The sequence below is a fragment of the Hydrogenophaga flava NBRC 102514 genome (assembly GCF_001571145.1).
Classification (GTDB): domain Bacteria; phylum Pseudomonadota; class Gammaproteobacteria; order Burkholderiales; family Burkholderiaceae_C; genus Hydrogenophaga; species Hydrogenophaga flava.
Window position 1 is genome coordinate 1 of the sequence record NZ_BCTF01000039.1, and the last position, 21561, is coordinate 21561.

Consider the following 21561-nt stretch of genomic DNA (forward strand, 5'->3'; position numbering starts at 1 on the left):
CACACACACCAGCACCGTGCCGGGAGATGCATCCCGACAGGGTTGAAAAACAGTGAAGTGCAATTACAAGGAAACGGCCGACCCACAAGGGAGCGGGTCGGCGCCTCCGAGCTTCTACAGAACTGACAGGCTTCCGACCTGGCAGCTTTGCTGGTCTGGCGTCGAGGTGTGCATCAGCGAGGCGACCAGTGAGGACAGAAACCCCGGTTCCCGAAGGAGCGTCCACGCTTCAGGGGTTGACGTGGATCATGTGCCAGCAGTGCTGGCTCCGGCTCTTTGAAGCGATGCCGGTGAACGCTCGGAAAGTCTTGAGGATACCGCAACGCATCAATTTTGTGTGTGCCCTGACGCGATGCGGCGCCTGCTCGCCTGACTGGCCAGCGTGGTGCGGGAGCACCAGGCACCCCGCCCTGAAGGCCAGGTGTGCCTGGTGGCAGCTACCCGATGGCGCCGGTCAACCGGTGGGCGCAAGTGCACTCACCGATCCAAACCGGGCCGTGATCCCGAAGACGCTTGAAGCACTCGGCCAGTTCATGAAACAGCGCCCGAAACGGAGCACAGACAACGCCCTGCCCCAACACCTCGTGGGCCCCCGTCGCCGACATCCCACTGATCAGCGTTTCCGGAACGCCTTTGATCCTTGCGTGTTCTGCGGGGGTCAATTTGCGCAACAGCCTCGCATCGGTAGGATGCCGGACATACGGGTCGGTCGAGCCGCCCTTGTTGTACGCCTTGCGAATCGTTGGCACGCTGGTGGAATTCGCGTCGACCAACTGCATGGCAAAGCCCTTGCCTTCGGCCAAGTCCCTGGCCTCTTTGCTTTTGAGGTACTCCATGGACGACCAGCACGGTGCGTCGGCATCCACGTCATCGAGCAATGCCCCGAGGGTGATCCCGGGCTCCGATCCCTGTGGGGAGGCTGACTCGACCACTGGCAATCCGTCGGTGGTGGCCACAAGGGCCCAACGCACCCGGTTTTCCAGCGACCCGAAGTCACGGGCACGCAGGACGTGCTCGCGCACCTGGTAGCCCATGTCCCGGAGCTGGGACCGCAGCATCTGCGCGGAAGCGCTGACCCGGTAGTCTTCGACGTTCTCCAGAACGATGGCTGCAGGTTGGAGCTTTTGGATCAGCGCCAGGGCGGCATAGATCAAATGCCCGACCTCCGGGTGGTCTTCCATCATGGACAGCCCACGCTTGGACTTCCCTGCTCGTGATGCGCCTGAGCAGGGCAAGCCCATCTCCAGCACTTCGACCCGAGGCACCTGGCGCATCAGCCATTCGTCCTGCACCAGCTCCTGGATGGGGGCACAGAAGGGCGTGGCGTTTGCACTGACCGGATTGCAGTTGAGCGACTGCTCGACGTAGGCCGAGTCGATCTCGCAGAGCACCTTCATGTCCAGCTCGATCCCGGCGTCCTTGAATCCGGCATGTGCCATGTAGGACAGCACACCAGCGCCATGGGCGATGCTGGCGCTGGCCAGCTGCTGGCCAGAAGTGAGTTTGGCACGCAGGCGGTCGATCCGCTCGGCCTTGGCCTGCTCCGATGCCACGCGCAGCACGAAGATGCCGTCAAGTCTCACGACCACACGGACCACCTGTTGTTCACCAAGAGGCGCCAGCACCTCCCGACTGTTGATGTCGATGACCGGCAGCTGTCGGCCATTGCGTTCCTTGCTGCTCACCCCGTACTGACCGTGTAAGTTCGGCACCAGTTTGATGCCATGTTCCAGTGCCACCACATCGAATCGACTGCCTGGAAGAAGGCCAGCCGACCCCAGACGATGTGTTTCAAACCAAAGCCGCGGCGAGCCGCGATGCAAACCCAGTTTCTTGAGCCAGTAGCCCAGGTGAGGCGTGAGAGCATTCATGTCAGATGTCCAGAAAAAGAGAAACCCCACGGCCTTGCGGCAGGTGGGGTCGGTTGAAGAAACGTCGTTCAGACGAGAGTGATGATCTGCAGGGCCTCGCGCGCGCCTTGCATGAGCTGCTCGCGCGTTTGCCAGTCCAAGGTGCTGTGGAAGATCACATGGCGCATCGTGTCCTCGATGCGCTCGATGTGCTCCAGGTCAGTCACCCCGGTTGCGTCTTGGATCAACGCCTGATACCCGGTGCGCTTGCTCTTGACTGCTTGGGTCATGGCCAGTTTTTCTGGGTCCAGGTGTCGTTCGTCAAAGCCTCCAGCGCAAGCGCTTCGCTGGGCCAGTATTCCTGGCTTTCACGGGCACACGGCAGACCGTCTTCGTTCACGGTGCCGATGTACCAGCCCGCCCGGGACTTCAGGACCTGCAGCTCGGCGCGGCGTGCACACCCAGCGTAGGTCAGGTAGCCGTAGCGGCGAAAGTCGAGAACACCATCTTCACGTTCAATCTTGCTAGCCATGGGATATCTCCAGAGAAAAAGCGCGTTCGGAGACACCCCGCCCTGCGCGGTATCTCGACACCGCGCGGGTTTGCAATAACAAAAGGCCATGAAAAAACCCTCGACCGCCGAAGCGGTGCGAGGGTTTCAGAGTGCGTTCAGCCTAGGCTGTCGCCGTTTCACGCGCACCCATGCGGGGCCGCGAATAAGAAGGCCGAGGTGCATTCGCGGGAGCAAGTGCCTGGGTGCGTTGAACAGGACGGGCCTGTTCTGCACGCGCTGGCGCTGGTTCATCCTGCGATTGCTCGCCGCCGTCCAGCACGCTGTCATTCGAGCCTTGCGGCGGGATGTCATCGGCATGGTCGTCGGCACCAGGCTCTGCTTGCGCATCGGCCTGACGCTCATACACACGGGTTCCGTCGACGGTGATGGTGTTGATCAGGAGCAGGCGACCTTTGATGAGGCATGCCATTTCCTTCCCACCGGTCTTGCGACCGTCCACCTTCGCATCGCGTTCGTACAAGTGCGGGTAGATGTCCCCGACCTTGAACGAGATCACCACCTTGCGGTTTTGGTCGACGTCTTCCATGCACTTCTCGACGAGTTCGGCCGCTTCCTGGCCGGAAACCCGCAGATCGAAGTAGGTGTAGTCCGGTGCTTCCGCATTGCCACGCAGCGCCGAGACGCTGCAGGCCAGAAACGGTTGAGCACTGCGACCACGTTGCTTCGGGTGCACCCAGCGGACGCGGTTGAGATAACCGATGCCGGAGACATGAAGATTGAAGTGGGAAGCTTGGGTAGAAGTAGAGGCGTTCATTTCGAAGATCTCCAAAAAGTTGAAGACCAGGAGAACGCGCATACCCAAGCCCAGCCGTAAGGCCAAGATCGGGAGCGAGAACATCCCGATCTGGGTTACGAAGGACAGAAACTCCAGGTCAAACCTTGGGGGTCAAACCGTGCACCTTCCAGGAGTTGAGGTGCCGCGTGGTGCCCGAGGGCAGATCACCTAGGAACGTTAACAGCGCATATTTCGGCTGTCAACACCAACGCCTATCGCTCACGCACACGTGGACGCCACACAGCGATCTTGGCTGCGCCGGCACGAGCGGCAAGGTCGTCGCCGAAAAGGGTCCCAGGGAAGATGATCACGCCATCAGGTTCGTAGTCCACGATCATCCTGCGGTTTCGGTCGACCGCAGCCAGCTCCTGATGCTGCACCCAGTCGGCGGCGCAGCAGATCGCTTCTAGACCCAGATCAGCGGCCCACTGTGCCGCGAACAGCTCTGGGCCAGGTGTGCCCCCGTGAATGACTCTGGCGATCCGTTTGTGTTGGTGCGCCTTTTCCAGCACGGCAAGGACCGGCGCACGGCGCACAAAGGTGCGTGGACCTACCACCACCACGGAAAGGTCCCCGACCTTGGATGTACGCGGAGCCATGATGCGAAAGGAATCAAAGAGGGATGCTGTTCAAATAAACAGCCCTGTTTGTACAATCCTCGCAACGACCTGACAAGGAGTTTGAATGCATGAAGTCTATGCGTGGTTGACCAGTCGGTACGACGACTCCCACCACATGCGCGAGTCGGCCCGTAGTTGGATTGCTTTCGGTGGTGGCCTCGCCATCCTGGCCGGTGGCCCACTGCTGATTGCACTGGCGCTCTCCTCTGGCCGAGCCGGCAACTACTACCTCGCCATCCTTCCGGTGGTACCGCCATGGGCCGCACTCCTTGCCTGCGCAGCGCTGATGGTGGGCGTCTACGCGTTGATGTTCGGCGTGGTGCTATCGCGCGCCGCCAAGTGGGCTCGTCGGTGCTATCACTTCTGAAAGCCCGGCAAGCGCCATGACGCTACTTGATCCAGGTCTCCCGGACGACGACGACGACCACGGAAATGATCGAAATCAACACACCCGCCCCGATGATCGCGAACAGCAGCTTGAATGCTCCTACGAAGAGTTTTCCTAGGGACGGTGTTCAAAACCAGCGCAGCGAAGGCCGTTGATCGAATGAATCTCGCGACATGAAAGCGCTGCACCCGTTTTGATCGATTGCCAACGTTCAAAGGTCGATTTGTTCCCCGTTTGTGGCCTCATCAAGGCCCACGTGGGCACTGCAGACGCACTCATCCCTGCATCCTCTGCAAAAGACGGTGTCGCGCCATCCACAGATTGCTCAGCGCAAACAGCGTGTGCAACTGAGCCGTGTTTTTCGCAAGGCCCCGGTAGCGCACCTTCATATGACCGAACTGGCGTTTGATCACCCGAAACGGATGCTCCACCTTGGCCCGGATGCGGGCCTTCACGTGCTCCAGTTCATCGAGCACGCGCCCCGTCAGCGTGGCCTTGTCCAGCACCTTGCGTTTGCCCGGGCGCATGGCAACGCGCCAGTTCACCTCGATGCCTTGCGTCTCTTCGCGCTTGGCCACACCCTGGTAGCCCGCGTCGGCGAACACATCGCTCTCTTCACCGTGCACCAGCGCACCGGCCTGCGTCACATCGTTGACGTTGGCGGCCGTGCCTACCACCGTGTGCACCAGGCCCGAATCGGCATCCACGCCAATGTGTGCCTTCATCCCGAAGTGCCACTGATTCCCCTTCTTGGTCTGGTGCATTTCGGGGTCACGTTCGCCGCTGTTGTTCTTGGTCGAACTGGGCGCGGCGATCAGCGTGGCATCGACCACCGTTCCCGCCTTGAGCATGAGCCCCTTGTCAATGAGCGTGGCGTTGACTGCGGCCAGTATCTGGATGCTCAGCTGGTGCTCTTCGAGCAGATGGCGAAAGCGCAGGATGCTGACCCGATCGGGAATGCGCTCGGTACCCGAGAGACCGGCGAAGTCCCGGTAGAGCGAGACCTCGAACAAGGCCTCTTCCATGGCCAAGTCCGACAGACCGAACCATTGCTGAAGGAAATGAATGCGCAGCATGGTTTCGTGCGCAAACGGCGGGCGTCCGGTGGTCGCCACAGGCGAGGCCGCTGCAATCAGCGCGATGAGTTCGCGCCACGGCACCACCAGCTCCATCTCGTCGAGGAACACCGCTTTGCGCGTGCGCCTGGTGATCAGGTTCAACCCCAGTTCAGCTTGTTTCTTCATGGTGTGATTGTTGCCCTGCCAAGTCCTTCAAACCATCGGGGACTCCATGGGGTTTTGAACACCATCCCTAGCATCACATTTCCCTGAATTTTTGAGTGAGAACCGCGCCTGATCATAGGGCGGCGCACGCGATACACTGTTTCGCGAGGTGTACAAGCCTCCCCGCCTCTCCTCCCTGAGCGGGCCGGACACAGTGCCGGTTGACCGGCCCGGTGGTCTCACGACCATCGGGCGTTTTTTCGGCATGTCCGGGATTCACAGTTGAAAGAGGAACGCCCCGGCGGGAGTCAAAACCTGAGCAACCAAGCCCAAGTCATAGGCGATTGCCCCTTGTCTCATAGCACGACCTGAACATCGGCATCCACCTTGAACCGATGTGCCCCCTCCATTTCGTTGATGTGGCGCTCTCGGTAGATTTCGAAGGGAACATAGTTCAGAGACGTTGGCATCCAACGGCCCTTTTGGGGGTCCACGATGTGCCACCGTGCGTCGATACAGACCTCCGCCCAGTTGTGATAGTCCACGGATCTGAGCAGCGCATCTTGGTCCACGACAAAACCGCCGAGCAAGCGCGCAGGTATTCCGTTGGACCTCAACAGAGCGACCAGGAGCGCGGCGTACTCGGTGCAGTCTCCCGTCCGCGTTCGAGCGGCATAGAGCGCCCCTCGGTCCTGGGCGACAAAGCCTTCGTATTGCAGCTCGCTCATAACCCACTGGTACGCTGCTCGAACAGTCTCAACATCATTGCCGCGATGCAGCTTCCTTGCGAGCAACACAATTTCGGCAGCGTCCGACTCGATAAATTGCTCGGGTCCCAGCCACGGCGCCATCTCCCCTGCGACTGGGCATGACCCAGCGGTCTTCACTACGGTCAATGAAAGGGCCAAGGATCTGCTGCCGTATGGAGCCAGCCTGTCGATCCGCGTCGAGAACACCTGTTGGCCCAATGCATCTTCCCGCAACAGGTAAGGGATCGAGGTTGAGAGCTGAGCAAGCGTCTGGTCTGGCGTGCTCATGGGGACAAAGCACCAGAAGCCGATGTCCACAAGTTCGTTGCCTGACGGGTTGTGCAGGGAAACGTTCATCCTCAAGCGCCTGCGCGCCTCGCCTGCATGTCCAGGCACCTCACATCCGCTCCGAGACACTGTTCCGGCCTGGACCATTGGCGAGGTGGTCGCCAGAGCAAGCGCAGACACCAGTACATGCCGACGCCGCAGCATATTCATCCGAGGCATGGTGTCTTTTTGGGACCTCGTTCCTGAGCTTTCCACATGGCCGCCTGCTTGTTCATCTCGCGAAGATAGCTTTCGTAGGTTTCTGAATACACCAGCAGCGGAGCTGGGGCCACGGCCTTTGACAGCACGGTCAGGGAATCGTCGTCCAATCGCCCGGACAACAGAACCACGGCCTTGATCGATGGACGCGACGCGCCTTTGCCAGAAACCGAAGCCTCCAGCGCCTTGGCCAAACCAGCTTCATTCAAGTCCGGTAACGGCCTGACCAAACGAAACTCCTTGACCTTCAGGAACTCACCCCGTTCCCCGTCAGCCAATGCCAGCGTGGTCGGCTGCCTCATCAGGTACCAAAGTTCTTCAGTGCCGATTTGAGCCATGGCACCGAGCCGCTCTGGCATACCCAGCACCGTCCGCCCATCCCGAACAGCGCCCAGCATGCCACCCTGCATGACCATCACGTTTCGGTAACCGGCCTGCTTCAAGCGCCCGCACACCATCGCCAGGCGAGCATCGTCGCGCCCCTCTCCGACAAGGACAACATGCTTTTCTTTCCAGTAAGGCTTGGACAGCAGTTCGGCCTCGCTGGAGCTCACCGCTCCTTCCAGATGAAAGCGCTCGTACCGGGAACGAGAGCGAAGGTCGAACAAGGCCGATGTGGCAGGTGTCCAGCGCGCCTGCACTTCACCCGGCGAAAGCAAGCAGCCAAGGTCTGCATCACGCGCGACACCCCCACTCAAAGGCGGCCCGACGTCTTCAGCCGAATCTCTCTTGCACATGGCACCCGCTCTGGGGAGCTCTTTCAGCACTTTGGGCAACTCGCTGGGTGAAATGGCCTGCGCACCCGCCACACCCGCCAGCGCCGCCAGGCTTGCCGCGCACCCCAGTCGCACCCAGCGCCAACGCCACCAACGCATCAATGAAAACTGCCGTACCCGCTCTTGCTTCATTTCATTGGTCCTTCTCTGGAGATCCGCCGTTCTTGTCGCCCATGGTGTCGGGTTGTACCGCTGAAGGCGGCGCCTCCGGCTCCATGGAAACTACAAAGTGCCACTCGGAATATTTCTCCTTGCCTGCGAGCGATTCCTGCCCGGGTTCGAATCCGGACTGCTTCAGTACCGCCGCCCCTGACAGGGAGTGCACGCCGATCACACGATTGCCCTTCTTGATGAGGCCCCACTGAGGTTCACCGGTCATGGGATCCACATAGATCTTTCGCAAGTGTCTGAGCGTTCCCGGCGCTCGGGAATCCAGCAGCAATTCGTCCAGGGAGGGCGGGTACTGAGGCGGAGTGCCTCCCGGTCGATGGTCGTGGTATCGACGAATGGCTGTCTGAAACTGCCGACCAATCGCCAGCAATTCCTTCTCCCTTTCGCGCTTGACCAGCGTGACGTGAACATCGCCTACGACCGACAGCCCCAATCCCATCAAAGCAACGAGCATGAGCAGCCACAGGTAGCTGAAACCAGATTGCAGCCGCATGCTTTGAAAGGACACGTGGGGCATGCCGAAAACCGATGTCACCACTGCGTATACGCCGAGCCGTCCATGGCCTGACCCTGTGCCCCGCTCTTCACATCCGAGATGCCTTCGACTTCAGGATCGTCCGAGGGAACCACAATCCAGCTGGCAACGGATTCGGTGACGGGGTCTGGCGGAATGGCTCTGAGATAGCGCTCTTTGACCAGCTCCTCCAAAGACGCCGGATAGCGCCCCTTGTCACCCTGGAAGCGATCAATGCTTGTGCGCATGACCTTGAGGTTTTCCTTCAAGGCAACCTCTTTTGCACGCTCCACCGAGTTCATGTACCTCGGCGTCACGATCGTGAGCAGCAGGGCCACGATGGCCAGTACCACCAGCAGCTCGATCAGGGTAAAGCCGCCCCTTCTCGGGCTTGGCGCTCTACCTGGCTCACGCACCGTGCTTGAAATGGCACTCATCACTTGATCACCAGTTGCGGTACGGGACGCCATTGAGGCCCTGCTTCTCAGAAGTCGAGTACACATCGAACACGTCGTCTCCTTCCTGCGGGTCGTCCGGAGGGGACTGGTAGCTTCGCAGTCCCCAGGTCTTGGCCGGGTCCGCCACAGAGGGGTCGGCCATCGGATCCCTGGGGATGCGCCGCAAGAAGTAGATCTTCTTTTGCATTGAACTGCGCTGGTCGGCAACACCTTCAACCAGCACCTCCAGCGTCTTGGGGTACCCGGACTCGCCCAGGCTGACGGCCACCCGCCCTTGTTCGGTGGCGCGCTTGTACGCATCAAGGGCCTCCCGGATCTCCATCAAGGCCGATCTCAGCTCCTTCTCTTTCTCTCTCTGAGCCGAGACCTGCACCAGTGGCACAGCCACGGTCACCAGGATGGCCATGATCGCCAGGGTGACCATCAGCTCCACGAACGTGAAGCCCGACTCTCGGCGCATCGAACAGCGAAGGTCCATCAGGGCGTCACTCGAACAGCTTGAGGCGCAGGCAGCACAGCCGGATCACCCGCCGGTTCAGGCGTTGCCGACATGACCAGCACCTTGGGTTCGGTCGAGGCCTTGAGGGCCTTGAAGGTGACCACCACCACGCTTGCATTGCCATTGATTCCAGGGTCGGCACCGCCGCCCTGGCGAACCAGGGAAAGGAACAGCTTGCCACTGGCCTGGTCCACACGCTGGCTGAACGTCGTGCGGGCATCGCCTTGCTTGAAGTACTCCCCCTCCCGCACGCTGGCCACCTGCAGCAGCAACGGGTCAAACGCCAGCAGCAACGGCATTCCTTGAAGGGGGCGCTGACTGGTCAGCTGCAGGACCATGCTGAACTGTTCCCCGGCCCTCACCTGAGAGGGGGCCTGCCAGGACAGGCTCGGGGCACCTCCTGTTGCCTTCGCGGCCTGAGGGGCCGGGGACGATGACTTCTCACGCCCTTGCGGCGCAGCCGTTGAGGGCGCCGCGGTAGGCGGAACGACCGCTTTGGTGGGAGCCGCCAGCTCCGCCGCAGCCGCCCCTGTGACATGGCCTCCAGGGGAGGTGTTCTGCTCGCTTGGTCGCGGAGCCGCAGTGGCAGGTGCGGAACCCACGCCCCCTGGCATGGCCGCAGAAGCCGCCGCTTCCTGCGGTTCTGCCCCACTGAGCCGCAGCTCTTTGGCTCCCGCGCTCGCTTCGGTTCCACTGTCGAACTGTGCGTCCAGCAGATCGGGCCTTTGAATCGCACGAACGATTCGTGGCGTGATCGACAGCAGGATTTCACTCCTCTGTGTGTCGTCCTTCTGACTTCCAAAGAGGCGCCCGGCCACCGGAAGCTCACCCAGACCCGGCACCTTGTTGGCTGTGCTTCGGTCCTCATCACTGATCAACCCCGCCAGGACCTGGGTCTCACCATCCTTGAGGCGAAGCACCGTGTTGGCACCTCGCGTGCCGATCTGATACGAAAGAGAGCCTCCCGCACTGGTGATCTCGCGCACCAGATTGGAGACCTCCAGATTCACCTTGATGGCCACGTCGTTGTCCAGATAGATGTTGGGCTCGACCTCCAGCTTCAGTCCCACATCCACATAACTCACCGACTCGGAGGCGAAGCCTGTCGTGGTGGAGGTCGTGGTGATCACCGGCACCCGGTCGCCGATCTGGATCTTGGCCTTCTCCTTGTTGCGGACGCGAATCCTCGGGTTGGCCAGAATGCGGCCATCCTGATCCTCCTTGCGGGCATTGATGAGCCCTTTGCCGAAGGACACCTCCAGGGTCGAAGGCCGAATGCGTGCCAGATCCGTCAACCGAAGCGGTACATCGTCCACCAGCACCGGGGAGAGGGACAACTGACTGGGCCACTGGACACCCAACTCCAGCAGTCGCGAGCGCTTGACCTCCAGGATCTCCACATCCAGAACAACTTCCGGATCGCTCATGTCCTGCAAAGCCACAATCCGCTCGGCCATGCGAATGGCCTCCGGTGTGTCGCGCATGATAATCACGCCCAGGCGCTCATCCACCACCAGGTCCTTGGTCTTGACCAGCGTCTTGATCGAGTTGGAGACCGCCTTGACATCCGCATTGGTCAAAAAGAAGGTTCGCACCGACAGTGACTGGTAGTCCTTGAGCTTCTGGGGAGTGTTGGGGTACACCAGCACCGAGTTTTCATTGAGGACCTTCATCTCCAGCTGATTGGTCAGCAGCACCATGCGAATGGCGTCCTCCACCGACGTGTTCTTCGCGAGGATCGTGGCCTTGATGTCGGGCCGGATGTCCCGGTCGTAGTAGAAGTTCAACCCAGACACTTTGGCCACCACATCGAACACCGCCCGAAGTGGAGCATCCCGAAACTCCAGCGAGATCGCCTTGCGGAACGAGGCGGCCAGCTCGGCATCCGGTCGCTTGAGCTTGGTGAGTTGTTCGTTGATGCGTGCCTTGAGCGCCAAAGCGTCGCGTTGGCCGGGGTTGGCGGCCAGAACGATCCTGATCTTTTCCTGAGCGTCGCTCAAGGAAGCCTGCGTGCCCTGGTTGAGCAAGGCTTGCGCCTCCTGAATCACCTGGCGGTGCTGGCGCTCCTTGATGAGCGCCTCCAGGCCTTGCTTGACGCGGTCGCTGCGTGGGTCCAGGCTTTGCGCCCTGCGCAACAGCTTCTCCGACTCGCTGATCTGTCCGCTCCGGGCGGCCACATCGGCCGCATCCATCAACCGGTTGATCACCGATGTCCGGCTGTTGGCCAGATGAATCCGGAACTCGGCGTTGCGCGGTTCCAGCTCAACCGCTTCTTCCAGCTTCTTCAGGCCCTCCTCGACCCGCCCATCCGTCATCAACGACTGGCCTTCCCTGAAGGCCAGGGTTCCTGCACAACCACCGAGCAGCACTGTCAGGAGCAGCACCGAGCCCATCAAGCGAACGTGCCGGCAGAACCCAGGTCGGGCCGAAGATTCAAAAATGCTTGTCATCTTGTCGAATTTCACAAAGAGCTTCCCAGATCAAGGCTCTGCAACTCGTTCAAAGGCAGGTAGCGCAGCACCAGCTTGTTGCCGTCCACGGCCTCAACCCGGTACTGACTCAATAGGGTGTCTCCCACCTGCGCCACGATGCTTTGGTCGCCATGGCGCAAGAAATACGTCTGCTGTCCACCATCGCTCATTCGGCCCATGAAAACAAAGGGAAGCGGTGGCGCTGTCGGCGGCGAAGTGCTCTCCGGTTCGACCACGGACGACCGGGCGGCCGTCGCGGGCTTGGGTTCGGCGGACGCCCAGGAAGGAGAGGCGAACAGCTCACTCAATGGATCGGCCTCTGCATCCACAGACCGAGCACGAATCGTCAGCACTTCAGGTTCGTCCGGTGCGGTGCGCGCACCTGTTCCCGGCATTGGATCGGACGGGCTTCGGGGCTTCGCCGCGCCGGCCTGGATAGAACGATCACTCAGCTCAAGGCCATCGGCCGCTTGCGGCGGCGGAGCGAACCAGGCGGCCACCACGGTGGCGCCCAGCCCCAAGGCCAGCATCCAGTGGCGACGGTTCATGGCCCCTCTCCTTGCGCACCGCGCACAGGTTGAGCCTCTGGTGCAGGCACTTCAGACAACCGGGTGAACAAGACCCAGTTCAGCTGGGCCTCGACGGTTCCCGTCTGCACGCCCTCACGCTTGAAACGAATCCCCTCCAGTGCCAGTTGGGGTTGCTGCAACAGCGCACTGCGGATGAAGCGGTGAACGGCCTGTGCCGGGCCTTTGACGGGAAGGTTCATCCGCAGTCGCATGAACCCGCCCTGTGCCTCTACCAAGGTGACGTAGTCCCCTCGTTCGATCAACAGCCCTTGGTCTTCCGCACTTCTGAGCAGGTCTTGAATGGCCTGCGGCAGCGACCGATGGGCCAACAGCCGCTCGTCAAAGGCTTTCAGATCGCGGCGGGCGGCAGCGGAACTGGCCACCAACAGCGCATCGCCGACACCATCGCGACGGCCCTGGGCCGCATCCAGCGCGGCCAATTCCCTTTGCTTGTTGGCCAACACGGTGTCGTGCCAGAGCAGCCAAGCCCCACCCGCCAGCAAGGCCGCCATCAACGCGACATTGATCCAGCCCCACACACCGCAGCGACGCCCCAAGCGCCTGACGCCCATCCGAAGCGTCCACACCAGCCACGCGCCAACCCCGCTCATTCGTTCCATGTGGCCTCCAGGGTGAAACGAACCTGCTTCTGCCGGGAGGCGTCCACCCATTCATGTTTGCGCAGGTAGGCGCCTGTGAACGGACGCCGCCCACCGACAAAGGCCACATAGCGGGTCATGTCGGCGCTGTTGGGTGTCTGGGCAACGATGCGCACACTGGAGCTTTGGCCCGACGCAGCGACCTGTCCCACGCTGTCAACACTCAGCACCGCCACCATCAGGTCTTTGGGCGGCTCCAGCGCCTGCAACAAACCTTGCACGGGCAGATTCAGCTGACGGATGGCCTGGTTGACGGCCGGCACACGGGCCGCCTCCTGTTTGGTCAGCGGAGGCTCACGCCTGGTCGGCGCGCTGCGCTGAACCCATCCAGAAATCGACTCATCCAGCACAGCCTCTGCTCGGAGCTGTTGGCCCATGGCCACCACCATCGCGGCCAAACCCAGGCACGAGGCCACCGCCGTCAACACCAGGAAGGGTCTTGGGTTGCGCTTCTTCACAGACCAGGACAAGGCATGGGGAGCCATCGAAGTGCTGAGCAGCACCAGCAGATCCCCTAGAGACTGTCCCTGCACGCCATCGCTATCCGTTGGCCATGCGGCCTCCAAGGCCTGAAAAGGTCCGGGCAGCTCCCCCAACGATTGGCCATGCGTCGCGCAGTTGAGCAGTGCAATGCCATCGACCGCCTCCCACTGGGGATGGCGCACAGTCAGTCGGCGCCAAGCCCGTTCAACCTCTGCCGCTGAAAGTCCTTCAACGTCGCTCTCTCGACGCCCTAAGCCGCCCAGGGCCACCGGGTGAAACTCGGCCAGCCGTCGGGCCCCTGAAGGTGCCCCCATGACCACAAGGTGCTCATCGGTCAGCACCGCCAAGGCCGACGCCGAAGAATGCTCCGCCAATGCGGACCAGCCGGCGACCGCCCCCGCGTGCACACCCGCCAGCGGCACATTCCAAGCCGTAGAACGATCTTCAATCCAGGCCAGGACCTCCGTAGGGTAGGCAATGGCCAGGCGTGGCTGTCCCCACGGCATGTAATCCAGCCGCAGCGAATCCCCCGAATGCAGGTCGTACCCGAGCTCCATCAGAGCGGATCGCGCAGACGCCGACGCCGAGCGGTCGTCCAAGAGCGCGTCGCTCCAGGGCACCATGCCCATGGGCACCCAGACATCGTCCAACCACAGGTGAAGCGGCGTTCCGGCTTCCGCCGAAGAAAACGGCAACGCCGGCAACAAGGCGGTCAGGGTGCTCGCCAGCCCACTCCGTGAGCCTCGCGCCTCGTCGGAAAGCGGCACCGACCCCATTGCCATCCAGTGGGCGCCGACCTCCCCGCGAACCACCTCCCCCCAGTGAATCTCGCGCGAGCCCAGCACGACCCAGCAGGTTCGTTCATGCACCGGTCGTTGCGCAGCAGACCGCTTAGCCCGTGACACGCAGCACCTCCTCCAGGGTCGTTTCGCCGCGTGCGACCCAGTCCAGCGCCGTGTGCAACAAGGGACGCAAGCCTGCAGAGGCCGCATGCGCCTTGAGCGCAGAAATCGGTGCGCGCTCGGCGATGAGCTCCCTCATGGTGTCATCGAGCACGAGCACTTCGGCAGCAGCCTTTCGGCCCTTGTACCCTACCCCACGACAGTGGCCGCATCCCCGTCCGGCCTTGAAGCTCCAGCCTTCGACCTGGTCCTTGCTCAGGCCCAGCTGTGCCAGTGCGTCGTCCTCAACCGTCGCTTCCACCGAACAATGCACACAGTTCATCCGGAGCAAGCGCTGCGCCACGATGCCGTTGAGCGCTGCAGCGAAGCTGTACGCATCCACCCCCATGTGCAGAAACCGCCCCAGCACATCGAACACATTGTTGGCGTGCACCGTGGTGAACACCAGGTGACCGGTCAGCGCCGCCTGCACGGCAATTTGGGCAGTCTCGTCGTCGCGGATCTCCCCCACCATGATCTTGTCCGGGTCGTGCCGAAGAATGGAGCGAAGACCTCGCGCGAACGTCAGTCCTTTTTTCTCATTGACCGGAATCTGCAGCACGCGTGGCAACCGGTACTCCACGGGGTCCTCGATGGTCACGATCTTCTCGCGACCGCTGTGGATCTCGGTGATGGCGGCATAGAGGGTGGTGGTCTTGCCCGATCCCGTCGGCCCGGTGACCAGCAGCATGCCGTGCGGTTTGGAGGCCAGCCGCCGAATCGTGGTCATGGAGGCACCGTCCAGCCCCAGGTTGTCCAGCCTCAGCGATTTGGCCTCTTCGGTCAACGACTGCCGGTCGAGCAAACGCAGGACGGCATCTTCCCCAAAGATGTTGGGCATCACCGAGACACGAAAATCAATGTCCCGCCCCGCAATGCGCACCTTGAAGCGGCCGTCTTGCGGCACACGGCGCTCGGCAATGTCCAGCTCGGCCATCACCTTGATGCGTGAGATCACCTGCTCGGCGGTGTCCTGACCCGACACCTGTGTGATTGGAACCAGCACACCGTCGATCCGGTACTGGACATGCAGACAACCCGCATCGCATTCCAGGTGGATGTCGCTGGCCTGCAATTTCAAGGCGTCGTAAATGGTCGAGTTCACCAGGCGCACCACGGCGCTGTCCTCGCCACTGATGGAGGCCAGCGAGATGTCGGCGGCCACCTCTTCATCCACCGCATGGACCTGGAGCGGATCAAATCCGTCCATGGCCCGCATGCGCTGCTCCTGCTGAGCAAGAAAGGCGGCCAGATCGTCCGGGTGGGCCAGTGCGACCTCGGTGTGGCCGGGCAAGGCCCGGGCTTTTTGAAGGGCCCAGACCTCGGTCGCCTCGTCGAACGGATCGGCCAGCACCAGCACGCGCCGGTTTGCCCCGACACTCCCCAGCACAACCCCTCTTTGCTGGCACTCGGTGAACGCGATGGCGCCGAACTCCGGCGCCAGGTCCTGCAACTGCGGCATGGCCAGTGCGGGATATCCAAAACTCTGCGCCAGCGCAGACATCAAGGACGGCGCATCCCACCCCACAACTTTTTGCAGGGCCTGCACCATGGACAGGTCGTCGCTGGCACATTGCCGCCGCGCCGCAGACAGATGCTCAGCCGTCAACCCGGCTGGCGGCGCCATCGCCCCAGCGGTCGCTAGATCGTTCACTGCAGGCTCCCCGCCAGATCGAAGATGGGCAGATACATCAGAACCACCACCACACCGATCACCACGCCGATCACCGTCATCAGCACCGGCTCCAGCAGGCGCGAGGTCCAGTCCACCCACCGTGCAAAGTCGTCATCAGAAAACTGCGCGGTCCGCTCCAGCATCTGGGCCAGTTGCCCAGACCGCTCCCCCACACGCACCAGGGACTCCGCGACCGGACTGGCCAGCGAAGTGGCCACCAGCGCCACCGACAGGCTCTGCCCCTCCTCCACAGCCTGCCGGCAACGCAGGAGCCGCCGCTGCTGCTCGCCGCTGAGCAAGCCCGTCACCATGCCCATGGCCCTGGACAAGGGAATGCCCGCCGCCAGCAACAGGCTCACCGCCCGGTAGAAGCGGGCCATCCGGAACTCGTCGACGCGCCTGGCCAGCACGGGCAGTTGCAGCACCTTCGACAGCACGGCCTGGCGACCCTGGCCACTGAACACCAACCATCCCGCGGCGGCCAGAACCAGCACCAAGGCGACCAAGGCCATCGCACCATGCTGGTAGATCGCCCGCCCCACAGCCAGCAGGGCGGCCGACATCCAGGGCAGATCGCGGCCCGAGGTTTCGTACACCGCCGCAAACCGCGGCACCACATAGCCCAGCAGAAACAGGGTCACAAAGCCACCGACCACCAGCAGCATGGCCGGATAGATCGCCGCAGACACGAGCTTCTTGCGGATCGCGTCGAACTGCGCCTGGTACGCGATGTACCGCGCCAGCGTCTGGGGCAGATCCCCGGTGCGCTCCGAGGCCCGCACGGTGGCCACGTAGACCTCCGGAAAGTGCTGAGGCATTGAGGCCAACACATCCGAGAAGCTCCGTCCCTCGCGCAGCAGATGCAACACCCGGGTCAAGACATCATGAGCCGCAGCCTGCCGCTCCTTGGCGTGCAAGGTTTCCAGGGCCTCGGTCAGGTTCAGGCCCGCGTCCAGCAAGGCCAGCAGTTCCTGGCTGAACAGCAGCAGCCCGAAGCGTTCACGCCCACGCAGCGGCACTGCCGCCGGCGCGGCCGAGCCAGAATCCACCGCCAGAACCCGAAGCCCGCGAGCCACCAGCTTCCGGACGGCCTCGCTCTCGGAGACGCCATGCATGTCACGCCACTGCTGCGATCCGTCCGGGGTCTGAACCTTCACCCTGACGCTGGCACGCGCAACACCAGCATCCACCACGGGGCTATCGGTAGCTGACATCGGCCGCATCGCCCTCGCCACCCGGCTGCCCGTCCTTGCCCAGTGAGGACAGATCGAAGTCGTCGCTCTGTCCTGGCGAACGGTACACATAGGGCTTGCCCCATGGATCCAGGGGCACCGCCTTCTGCAGGTAGGGCCCCGTCCACTTGGGTTCGTCCTGAGGTCGGACCACCAGCGCATTCAAGCCCTGCTCGGTGCTGGGATAGCGGCCCGTGTCCAGCCGATACGCGTCCAGCGCCTTGCCCAGACCTTCAATCTGGGCCTTGGCAGTGCCGCGCTCGGACTTGCCCAGCTGCGCGAAGTACCGCGGCCCGACGTAGGCGGCCAGCAAGCCAATGATGACGATCACCACCAACAGCTCCAGCAGCGTGAAACCGCGCGATGCCCCAATAACCGGCCCGCCGGCCTCTCTGAAAACCTTCTTCATGGATTGCGCACCCGAACATGCCAACGGAAACCCTCACCCGTCTTGATGACCGAGGGCTTGAGCTTGCGTGACGATTGGATCGTGACCGTGTCGTTGGTGCGGCCCACGCCGTACTGGCTCACGGCTCCAAACTCCATCACCGACTCGATCACCAGCACATCAGGCGGCGTGCCCATCAACGAGACATCGATGCGCCCCGCGTCCGGTCCGATATTGTTCACATCCGCCCGCAGCACATATTCCCAGGTGCGACGGTCCAGCCTCGTCTCGCTGACCAGCGTCATCCCGCACATGTACACATTCGGGTTGTCGGTCGTGCTGCGGGGCGCTTTGCCCGAGTCCCGGTTCTCCATCAGATAGGGCTCACCCGTAATGCCGAAGTAGTTCGGATCCAGGCTGTCCGCCAAGCCCACGTTGATCTGGTACTCCGTGTTACTGTCGGGTACGCAGTCACCAACGCCCGTCACCGTCGCCTCCTGCATGACGTTCCAGTTCTGCGGGGTGAACGTCAGCGAAGCGGGCTCGACCACACCTTCGTTCGGTCGACTGGACGACAGCGGGATCACCACATTCGCGGTGGGAGCGGTGCCCAGGCGCATCGCAATCGTCACGCTCTTGCCCTTCTCCGTCGTGGTCCGCACCTTGTCCGGCCGGCGCTGCACCAGAAAGCCCGACTGCTGCGCAGGACGGACCACCACCGCGCCAGGAGCAAAGGCCTGGGCACTGCCCTTGGCGTCCGTCACCCGCGCAAAGACGTAGTGGACCCCCACCGGCAGACCACTCACGTCCCAGTCAAAGTGTCCGGCCTGCACGCCCGCCCCCATCGTGATGCCTTCCACAATGGGCGTGCCGCTGAAGGCCGTGTTGGAGCTGCTGCGATAGAGCGACACCGTGGGCGGGATGTTCGGGTCGTTGCTCTCCCAGGCCACCCTGACGATGCGCCGACCATCGACCAGATCGCCCACCGTCGCCCGGCTGGGCGAGAGCATCGTGATGGACGGCGACACATAGGGCGCCGTGCTCACGTGCAGCAAGCTCGGCTCGGACCAGTCGCTGCTCTCGTTCTTGGCATCAATCGCCCGCACCCGCCAGTGGTAGATCGTGCGGTCGTTCAGTGAGGGTGTGACGATCCAGCCCGTGTTGGGCGACTCCCCCTGGGTCACCAGCTGTGTCATCGCGGCGTCGCTGAACACCTGGAAGCCATAGCGCACGACATCACCGTCCGGGTCGGTCACCGCATTGGCGATCAAGCTCGGTTGCAGGGTTTCGGTCCAGGCGCCGTAGCCCGGGTTGTTCACCGTGGGCACGGGCGGGCGCTCGTTCACAGCGTTCATCAGGAATTCGCCCTGCACCCAGGGCGAGTCGGCGCGCCCGTCCTGCGCCTTCACACGCCACCAGTAGCGCTTGTTCTCTTGCAGGGTCGGCGTGCTCCAGAGCGTCTGGCCGCTGCCCGAGCCGATCACCTGCCCGGAGCTGCGCTTGTCGGCCGAATCAAAGGTGTTGACCGTGTCCACCTCGAAGACATAGGTCAGCAGGTCGTTGTCTGCATCGCTGCTGTTCTGGACCACCAGGGTGGTGTTGGGCGTGGTGCTCTCGCCGCCCACCGCCGGGCTCACGATCACCGGCGCCGTCGGCGCCGCATTGCCGGTGTTGACCGTGAACGACCGCGCGGCCGTCTGCGTGGTCGCGCCGTTGGCATCTCTGGCCACCACGCGCCAGAAGTACTGGCCGTGGTTCGTGAGGGCCTGCGGCAGCGTCCAGGCCGTGGTCCCGCTGGGGTCGGCCGGCAGATCGCCCACCTCGGTCACCAGCTCCGTCAGGCCGGCATTGCGGTAGACCTGCACGCGGTAGCTGACGGTGTCACCATCGCGGTCGCTGCTGTTGGTCCAGCTCAGCACCGGCGTGAGCGTGGCCACCTCGCTACCTGGCACGGGCGCGGTCAGGTTGAACGCATCGGGCGGGTCGTTGAAGGTGTTGACCGTGAAGCGGCCATTGACCCAGGCGCTGTACACCGTGCCGTCAAAGGCCCGGGCGCGCCACCAGTAGCGGGTGTTGTCGTTCAGGTCGCTGGGCACCTGCCAGGTGGTGGGCTGGGCCACACCACCGATTGCGGGGGGCTTGAGCACGGTGCTCGTGGCCACCTGCTGGGACTCAGCCGCGTCGGCAAACACCTCGAACTGCAGCTGCGTGGTCGGGTCCCGCTCCTGGGTGGAGGGCATCACCGACAGCGTCGGCCGCAAGGACGTGACCTGCGTGCCCGCCAGCGGCGAGACGATGCTGGGCACGCCCGGTCCGGGTGCAGGGGTGTTCTCGGCGTTGACCTGGATACTGGCCGAGCGCGTGGCCGACAGCAGGCCGTCGCTGGCGGTGTAGACGATCACGTAGGTGCCTGCCGACCCTTTGGGCGGCGTCCACTCGAACACCGCAGTCGCCAGCCCGGGGTTGTTCGGGTTGGCTGGCTGCTGCGTCAGCGTGGCGCCCGTGGGCAGCGGCGCCGCCGACAGGGTCACCGGCCGGCCCTGCGGGCTGCTGGCTTCGACCAGGAACGACACGGTCCTGAGTTCATCCGTGACCCGGTTGGCCACGAACTGGATCACCGGCGGCAGCGCCTGCACCGGCGGCGCCTGGAATTCGGTCGTGTACTCGCCCGTGGTGTTCACATCCAGCAGGTTGATCCAGTATTCGATCTGTTTGGTGTCCTTGTTGCGGGTCTTGGACAGCCAGACGTTCTCGCCAAGGATTTCCTTTGCGTCCGAACGCTGCACGCGGCCCAGCGCCTTGGTGCCGCTGTACGGGTCGCGCAGGCGCACATAGGCAAACCCAGCCGTCGGCGGGAAGCTCAGGCGGAAGTTCGCCGTCGTGCCCGAGCCGGACAGCGTGGTCAGCGTTGCCGCAGCGGTCTGGTCGGTCACGATGGTGTCGGGCCCGTCGGACTCGTACAGGCGGACCACATCGCCGTCCTTGGCCAGGAAGTCGCGCACCGTGTCCCGCCCCGGCAAATCCACCCGCACGTCGCGGATCAGGAAGCGCGCATTCGTCGCCTGCATGATGGAGGTCAGCGCCCCGCCCAGCTCGTCCGCGTGCGTGAACTTGGCGTTGAACTCCACGAACTTGCCCGCCAGCGTGGTCTCCATCACCCAGCGGCCCATCTTGGCCGACTGCGCCGCAATATCGCCAAAGTTGATCAGCAGGCTGTTCTGCACCGGCGCGTCGTTCACATAGCTGCCGGTGAGCAGGAAGTTGATCAGCAGGCCCTGGTTGTTTTCCACGATCTTGGGCTGGGCCGAGTCGATCTTGAGGTTGCGGGCCACGGCCAGGCCGGTGTTGTTTACCCGCACGCCCAGGGTGAAGGGCTCCACCGGCTCGATAGGCGCCGTCAATGGGTCGTCCCCCCAAACATCCTCGGGCAGGAAGTAGTCCAACGTCAGCAGCGGCAGCGGCCGCACCGTGATCACGTCGGGTGTCACATCCAGCACCGTGTCTTCGCCACCAAAGCGATAGGTCAGGCGCGCACCCACCAGGTACTTCTTGCCCAGGGGGTTGTTGCCCGCCGCACCCGGCGCCGGGATCAGCAGCCAGTTGATGGTGGCCGTGGTCTGCGCATCGACCGAGCCCGTGCCGTCCACGTCGGAGATGTTCTGTTTGTTCGACTGGCGGATGAAGAATTTGGCCGCGAGGTTGTTCGGGTCGGTGGTGATCGACACCGGCGTGCCGTCTTCCTCCGTCACCTTCACCTCCACGCGCACGTTCTCCACCACCCCGGCGTCGGTGGTGTTGTTGATCTTCATCTCGGCGTCAAAAGCCTGGCGCTCCAGCGTGAGTTCTTGCTTGATCTCGATCTTGACCCGTGCGCACACGGTCTCTTGCGCCAGCGCCGGCAGGGCCACTAGGCCCAGCGCCATCACCGCGACGGCGGCGCGCGCACGCGCCAGCAGCGATCGCGCCCCGACAAAGTGATTCACCGATTTGCCCTCCATGG

The 21561-nt window shown here is 63.0% G+C and carries 20 protein-coding genes; 1 reads left to right on the forward strand and 19 read right to left on the reverse strand.

What is annotated here, in order from left to right:
• Window positions 1-437: 437 nt before the first annotated feature.
• The 5 genes from HFL01S_RS23240 to HFL01S_RS23260 form a co-directional block, all read right to left on the reverse strand.
• Window positions 438-1871: a DNA cytosine methyltransferase gene (locus HFL01S_RS23240; protein WP_084383596.1), complete on the reverse strand. Its 1434-nt coding sequence runs from the start codon at window positions 1869-1871 to the stop codon at window positions 438-440.
• Between the two features lie 68 nt (window positions 1872-1939).
• The gene (locus HFL01S_RS23245) at window positions 1940-2140 is read right to left on the reverse strand and encodes a hypothetical protein (RefSeq protein ID WP_066263397.1); all 201 of its coding nucleotides are present in this window, start codon (window positions 2138-2140) and stop codon (window positions 1940-1942) included.
• Window positions 2137-2382, reverse strand: coding sequence for a hypothetical protein (locus tag HFL01S_RS23250; RefSeq protein ID WP_245644931.1), 246 nt, complete (start codon window positions 2380-2382; stop codon window positions 2137-2139). Before HFL01S_RS23250 ends, HFL01S_RS23245 begins: the two co-directional genes overlap by 4 nt.
• A 142-nt stretch (window positions 2383-2524) precedes the next feature.
• Entirely contained in the window at window positions 2525-3262 is a 738-nt protein-coding gene (locus HFL01S_RS23255) for a DUF3577 domain-containing protein (protein WP_245644940.1), read from the reverse strand.
• Window positions 3263-3411: 149 nt separating this feature from the next.
• Window positions 3412-3798, reverse strand: coding sequence for an SLOG family protein (locus HFL01S_RS23260; RefSeq protein ID WP_066263401.1), 387 nt, complete (start codon window positions 3796-3798; stop codon window positions 3412-3414).
• Window positions 3799-3883: 85 nt separating this feature from the next.
• On the opposite strand from HFL01S_RS23260, the gene HFL01S_RS23265 reads away from it, so the two are divergent.
• Window positions 3884-4186, forward strand: coding sequence for a hypothetical protein (locus HFL01S_RS23265; RefSeq protein WP_066263403.1), 303 nt, complete (start codon window positions 3884-3886; stop codon window positions 4184-4186).
• Between the two features lie 296 nt (window positions 4187-4482).
• On the opposite strand, the gene HFL01S_RS23270 is transcribed toward HFL01S_RS23265, so the two are convergent.
• The 14 genes from HFL01S_RS23270 to HFL01S_RS23335 all read right to left on the reverse strand — a co-directional run bounded on the left by HFL01S_RS23270 (window position 4483) and on the right by HFL01S_RS23335 (window position 21544).
• On the reverse strand, window positions 4483-5451 hold the full coding sequence (locus tag HFL01S_RS23270; protein ID WP_066263407.1) for an IS5 family transposase: 969 nt from the start codon (window positions 5449-5451) through the stop codon (window positions 4483-4485).
• 335 nt (window positions 5452-5786) lie between these two features.
• Window positions 5787-6536: a transglutaminase-like domain-containing protein gene (locus tag HFL01S_RS23275; RefSeq protein WP_066263409.1), complete on the reverse strand. Its 750-nt coding sequence runs from the start codon at window positions 6534-6536 to the stop codon at window positions 5787-5789.
• 137 nt (window positions 6537-6673) lie between these two features.
• The gene (locus HFL01S_RS23280) at window positions 6674-7633 is read right to left on the reverse strand and encodes a rhodanese-like domain-containing protein (protein ID WP_066263410.1); all 960 of its coding nucleotides are present in this window, start codon (window positions 7631-7633) and stop codon (window positions 6674-6676) included.
• A gap of 1 nt (window position 7634) precedes the next feature.
• On the reverse strand, window positions 7635-8189 hold the full coding sequence (locus tag HFL01S_RS23285; protein WP_157539060.1) for a type II secretion system protein: 555 nt from the start codon (window positions 8187-8189) through the stop codon (window positions 7635-7637).
• A 14-nt stretch (window positions 8190-8203) separates the two neighbouring features.
• Window positions 8204-8623, reverse strand: coding sequence for a type II secretion system protein (locus HFL01S_RS23290; protein WP_066263446.1), 420 nt, complete (start codon window positions 8621-8623; stop codon window positions 8204-8206).
• A 7-nt stretch (window positions 8624-8630) separates the two neighbouring features.
• A complete protein-coding gene (locus HFL01S_RS23295; RefSeq protein WP_066263414.1) occupies window positions 8631-9122 on the reverse strand; it encodes a type II secretion system protein in 492 nt (163 codons plus the stop codon).
• Window positions 9122-11608, reverse strand: coding sequence for a secretin GspD/PilQ domain-containing protein (locus HFL01S_RS23300; RefSeq protein ID WP_084383598.1), 2487 nt, complete (start codon window positions 11606-11608; stop codon window positions 9122-9124). Before HFL01S_RS23300 ends, HFL01S_RS23295 begins: the two co-directional genes overlap by 1 nt.
• Entirely contained in the window at window positions 11605-12162 is a 558-nt protein-coding gene (locus HFL01S_RS23305; protein WP_066263417.1) for a hypothetical protein, read from the reverse strand. The genes HFL01S_RS23300 and HFL01S_RS23305 overlap by 4 nt, the downstream gene beginning before the upstream one ends.
• A complete protein-coding gene (locus HFL01S_RS23310; RefSeq protein ID WP_157539062.1) occupies window positions 12159-12803 on the reverse strand; it encodes a hypothetical protein in 645 nt (214 codons plus the stop codon). Before HFL01S_RS23310 ends, HFL01S_RS23305 begins: the two co-directional genes overlap by 4 nt.
• A complete protein-coding gene (locus HFL01S_RS23315) occupies window positions 12791-14194 on the reverse strand; it encodes a hypothetical protein (RefSeq protein WP_157539064.1) in 1404 nt (467 codons plus the stop codon). The genes HFL01S_RS23310 and HFL01S_RS23315 overlap by 13 nt, the downstream gene beginning before the upstream one ends.
• Window positions 14195-14216: 22 nt before the next feature.
• Entirely contained in the window at window positions 14217-15818 is a 1602-nt protein-coding gene (locus HFL01S_RS23320) for a GspE/PulE family protein (protein ID WP_245644942.1), read from the reverse strand.
• A 98-nt stretch (window positions 15819-15916) separates the two neighbouring features.
• Complete coding sequence (locus tag HFL01S_RS23325) at window positions 15917-17056, reverse strand: type II secretion system F family protein (protein ID WP_169802372.1); 1140 nt, start codon at window positions 17054-17056, stop codon at window positions 15917-15919.
• Between the two features lie 82 nt (window positions 17057-17138).
• Window positions 17139-17582 carry a type II secretion system major pseudopilin GspG gene (gene gspG, locus HFL01S_RS23330; RefSeq protein WP_066263430.1) on the reverse strand — a complete coding sequence of 148 codons (444 nt, stop codon included), beginning with the start codon at window positions 17580-17582 and terminating at the stop codon, window positions 17139-17141.
• Entirely contained in the window at window positions 17579-21544 is a 3966-nt protein-coding gene (locus tag HFL01S_RS23335; RefSeq protein WP_157539068.1) for a glycoside hydrolase family 78 protein, read from the reverse strand. The genes gspG and HFL01S_RS23335 overlap by 4 nt, the downstream gene beginning before the upstream one ends.
• Window positions 21545-21561 lie beyond the last annotated feature (17 nt).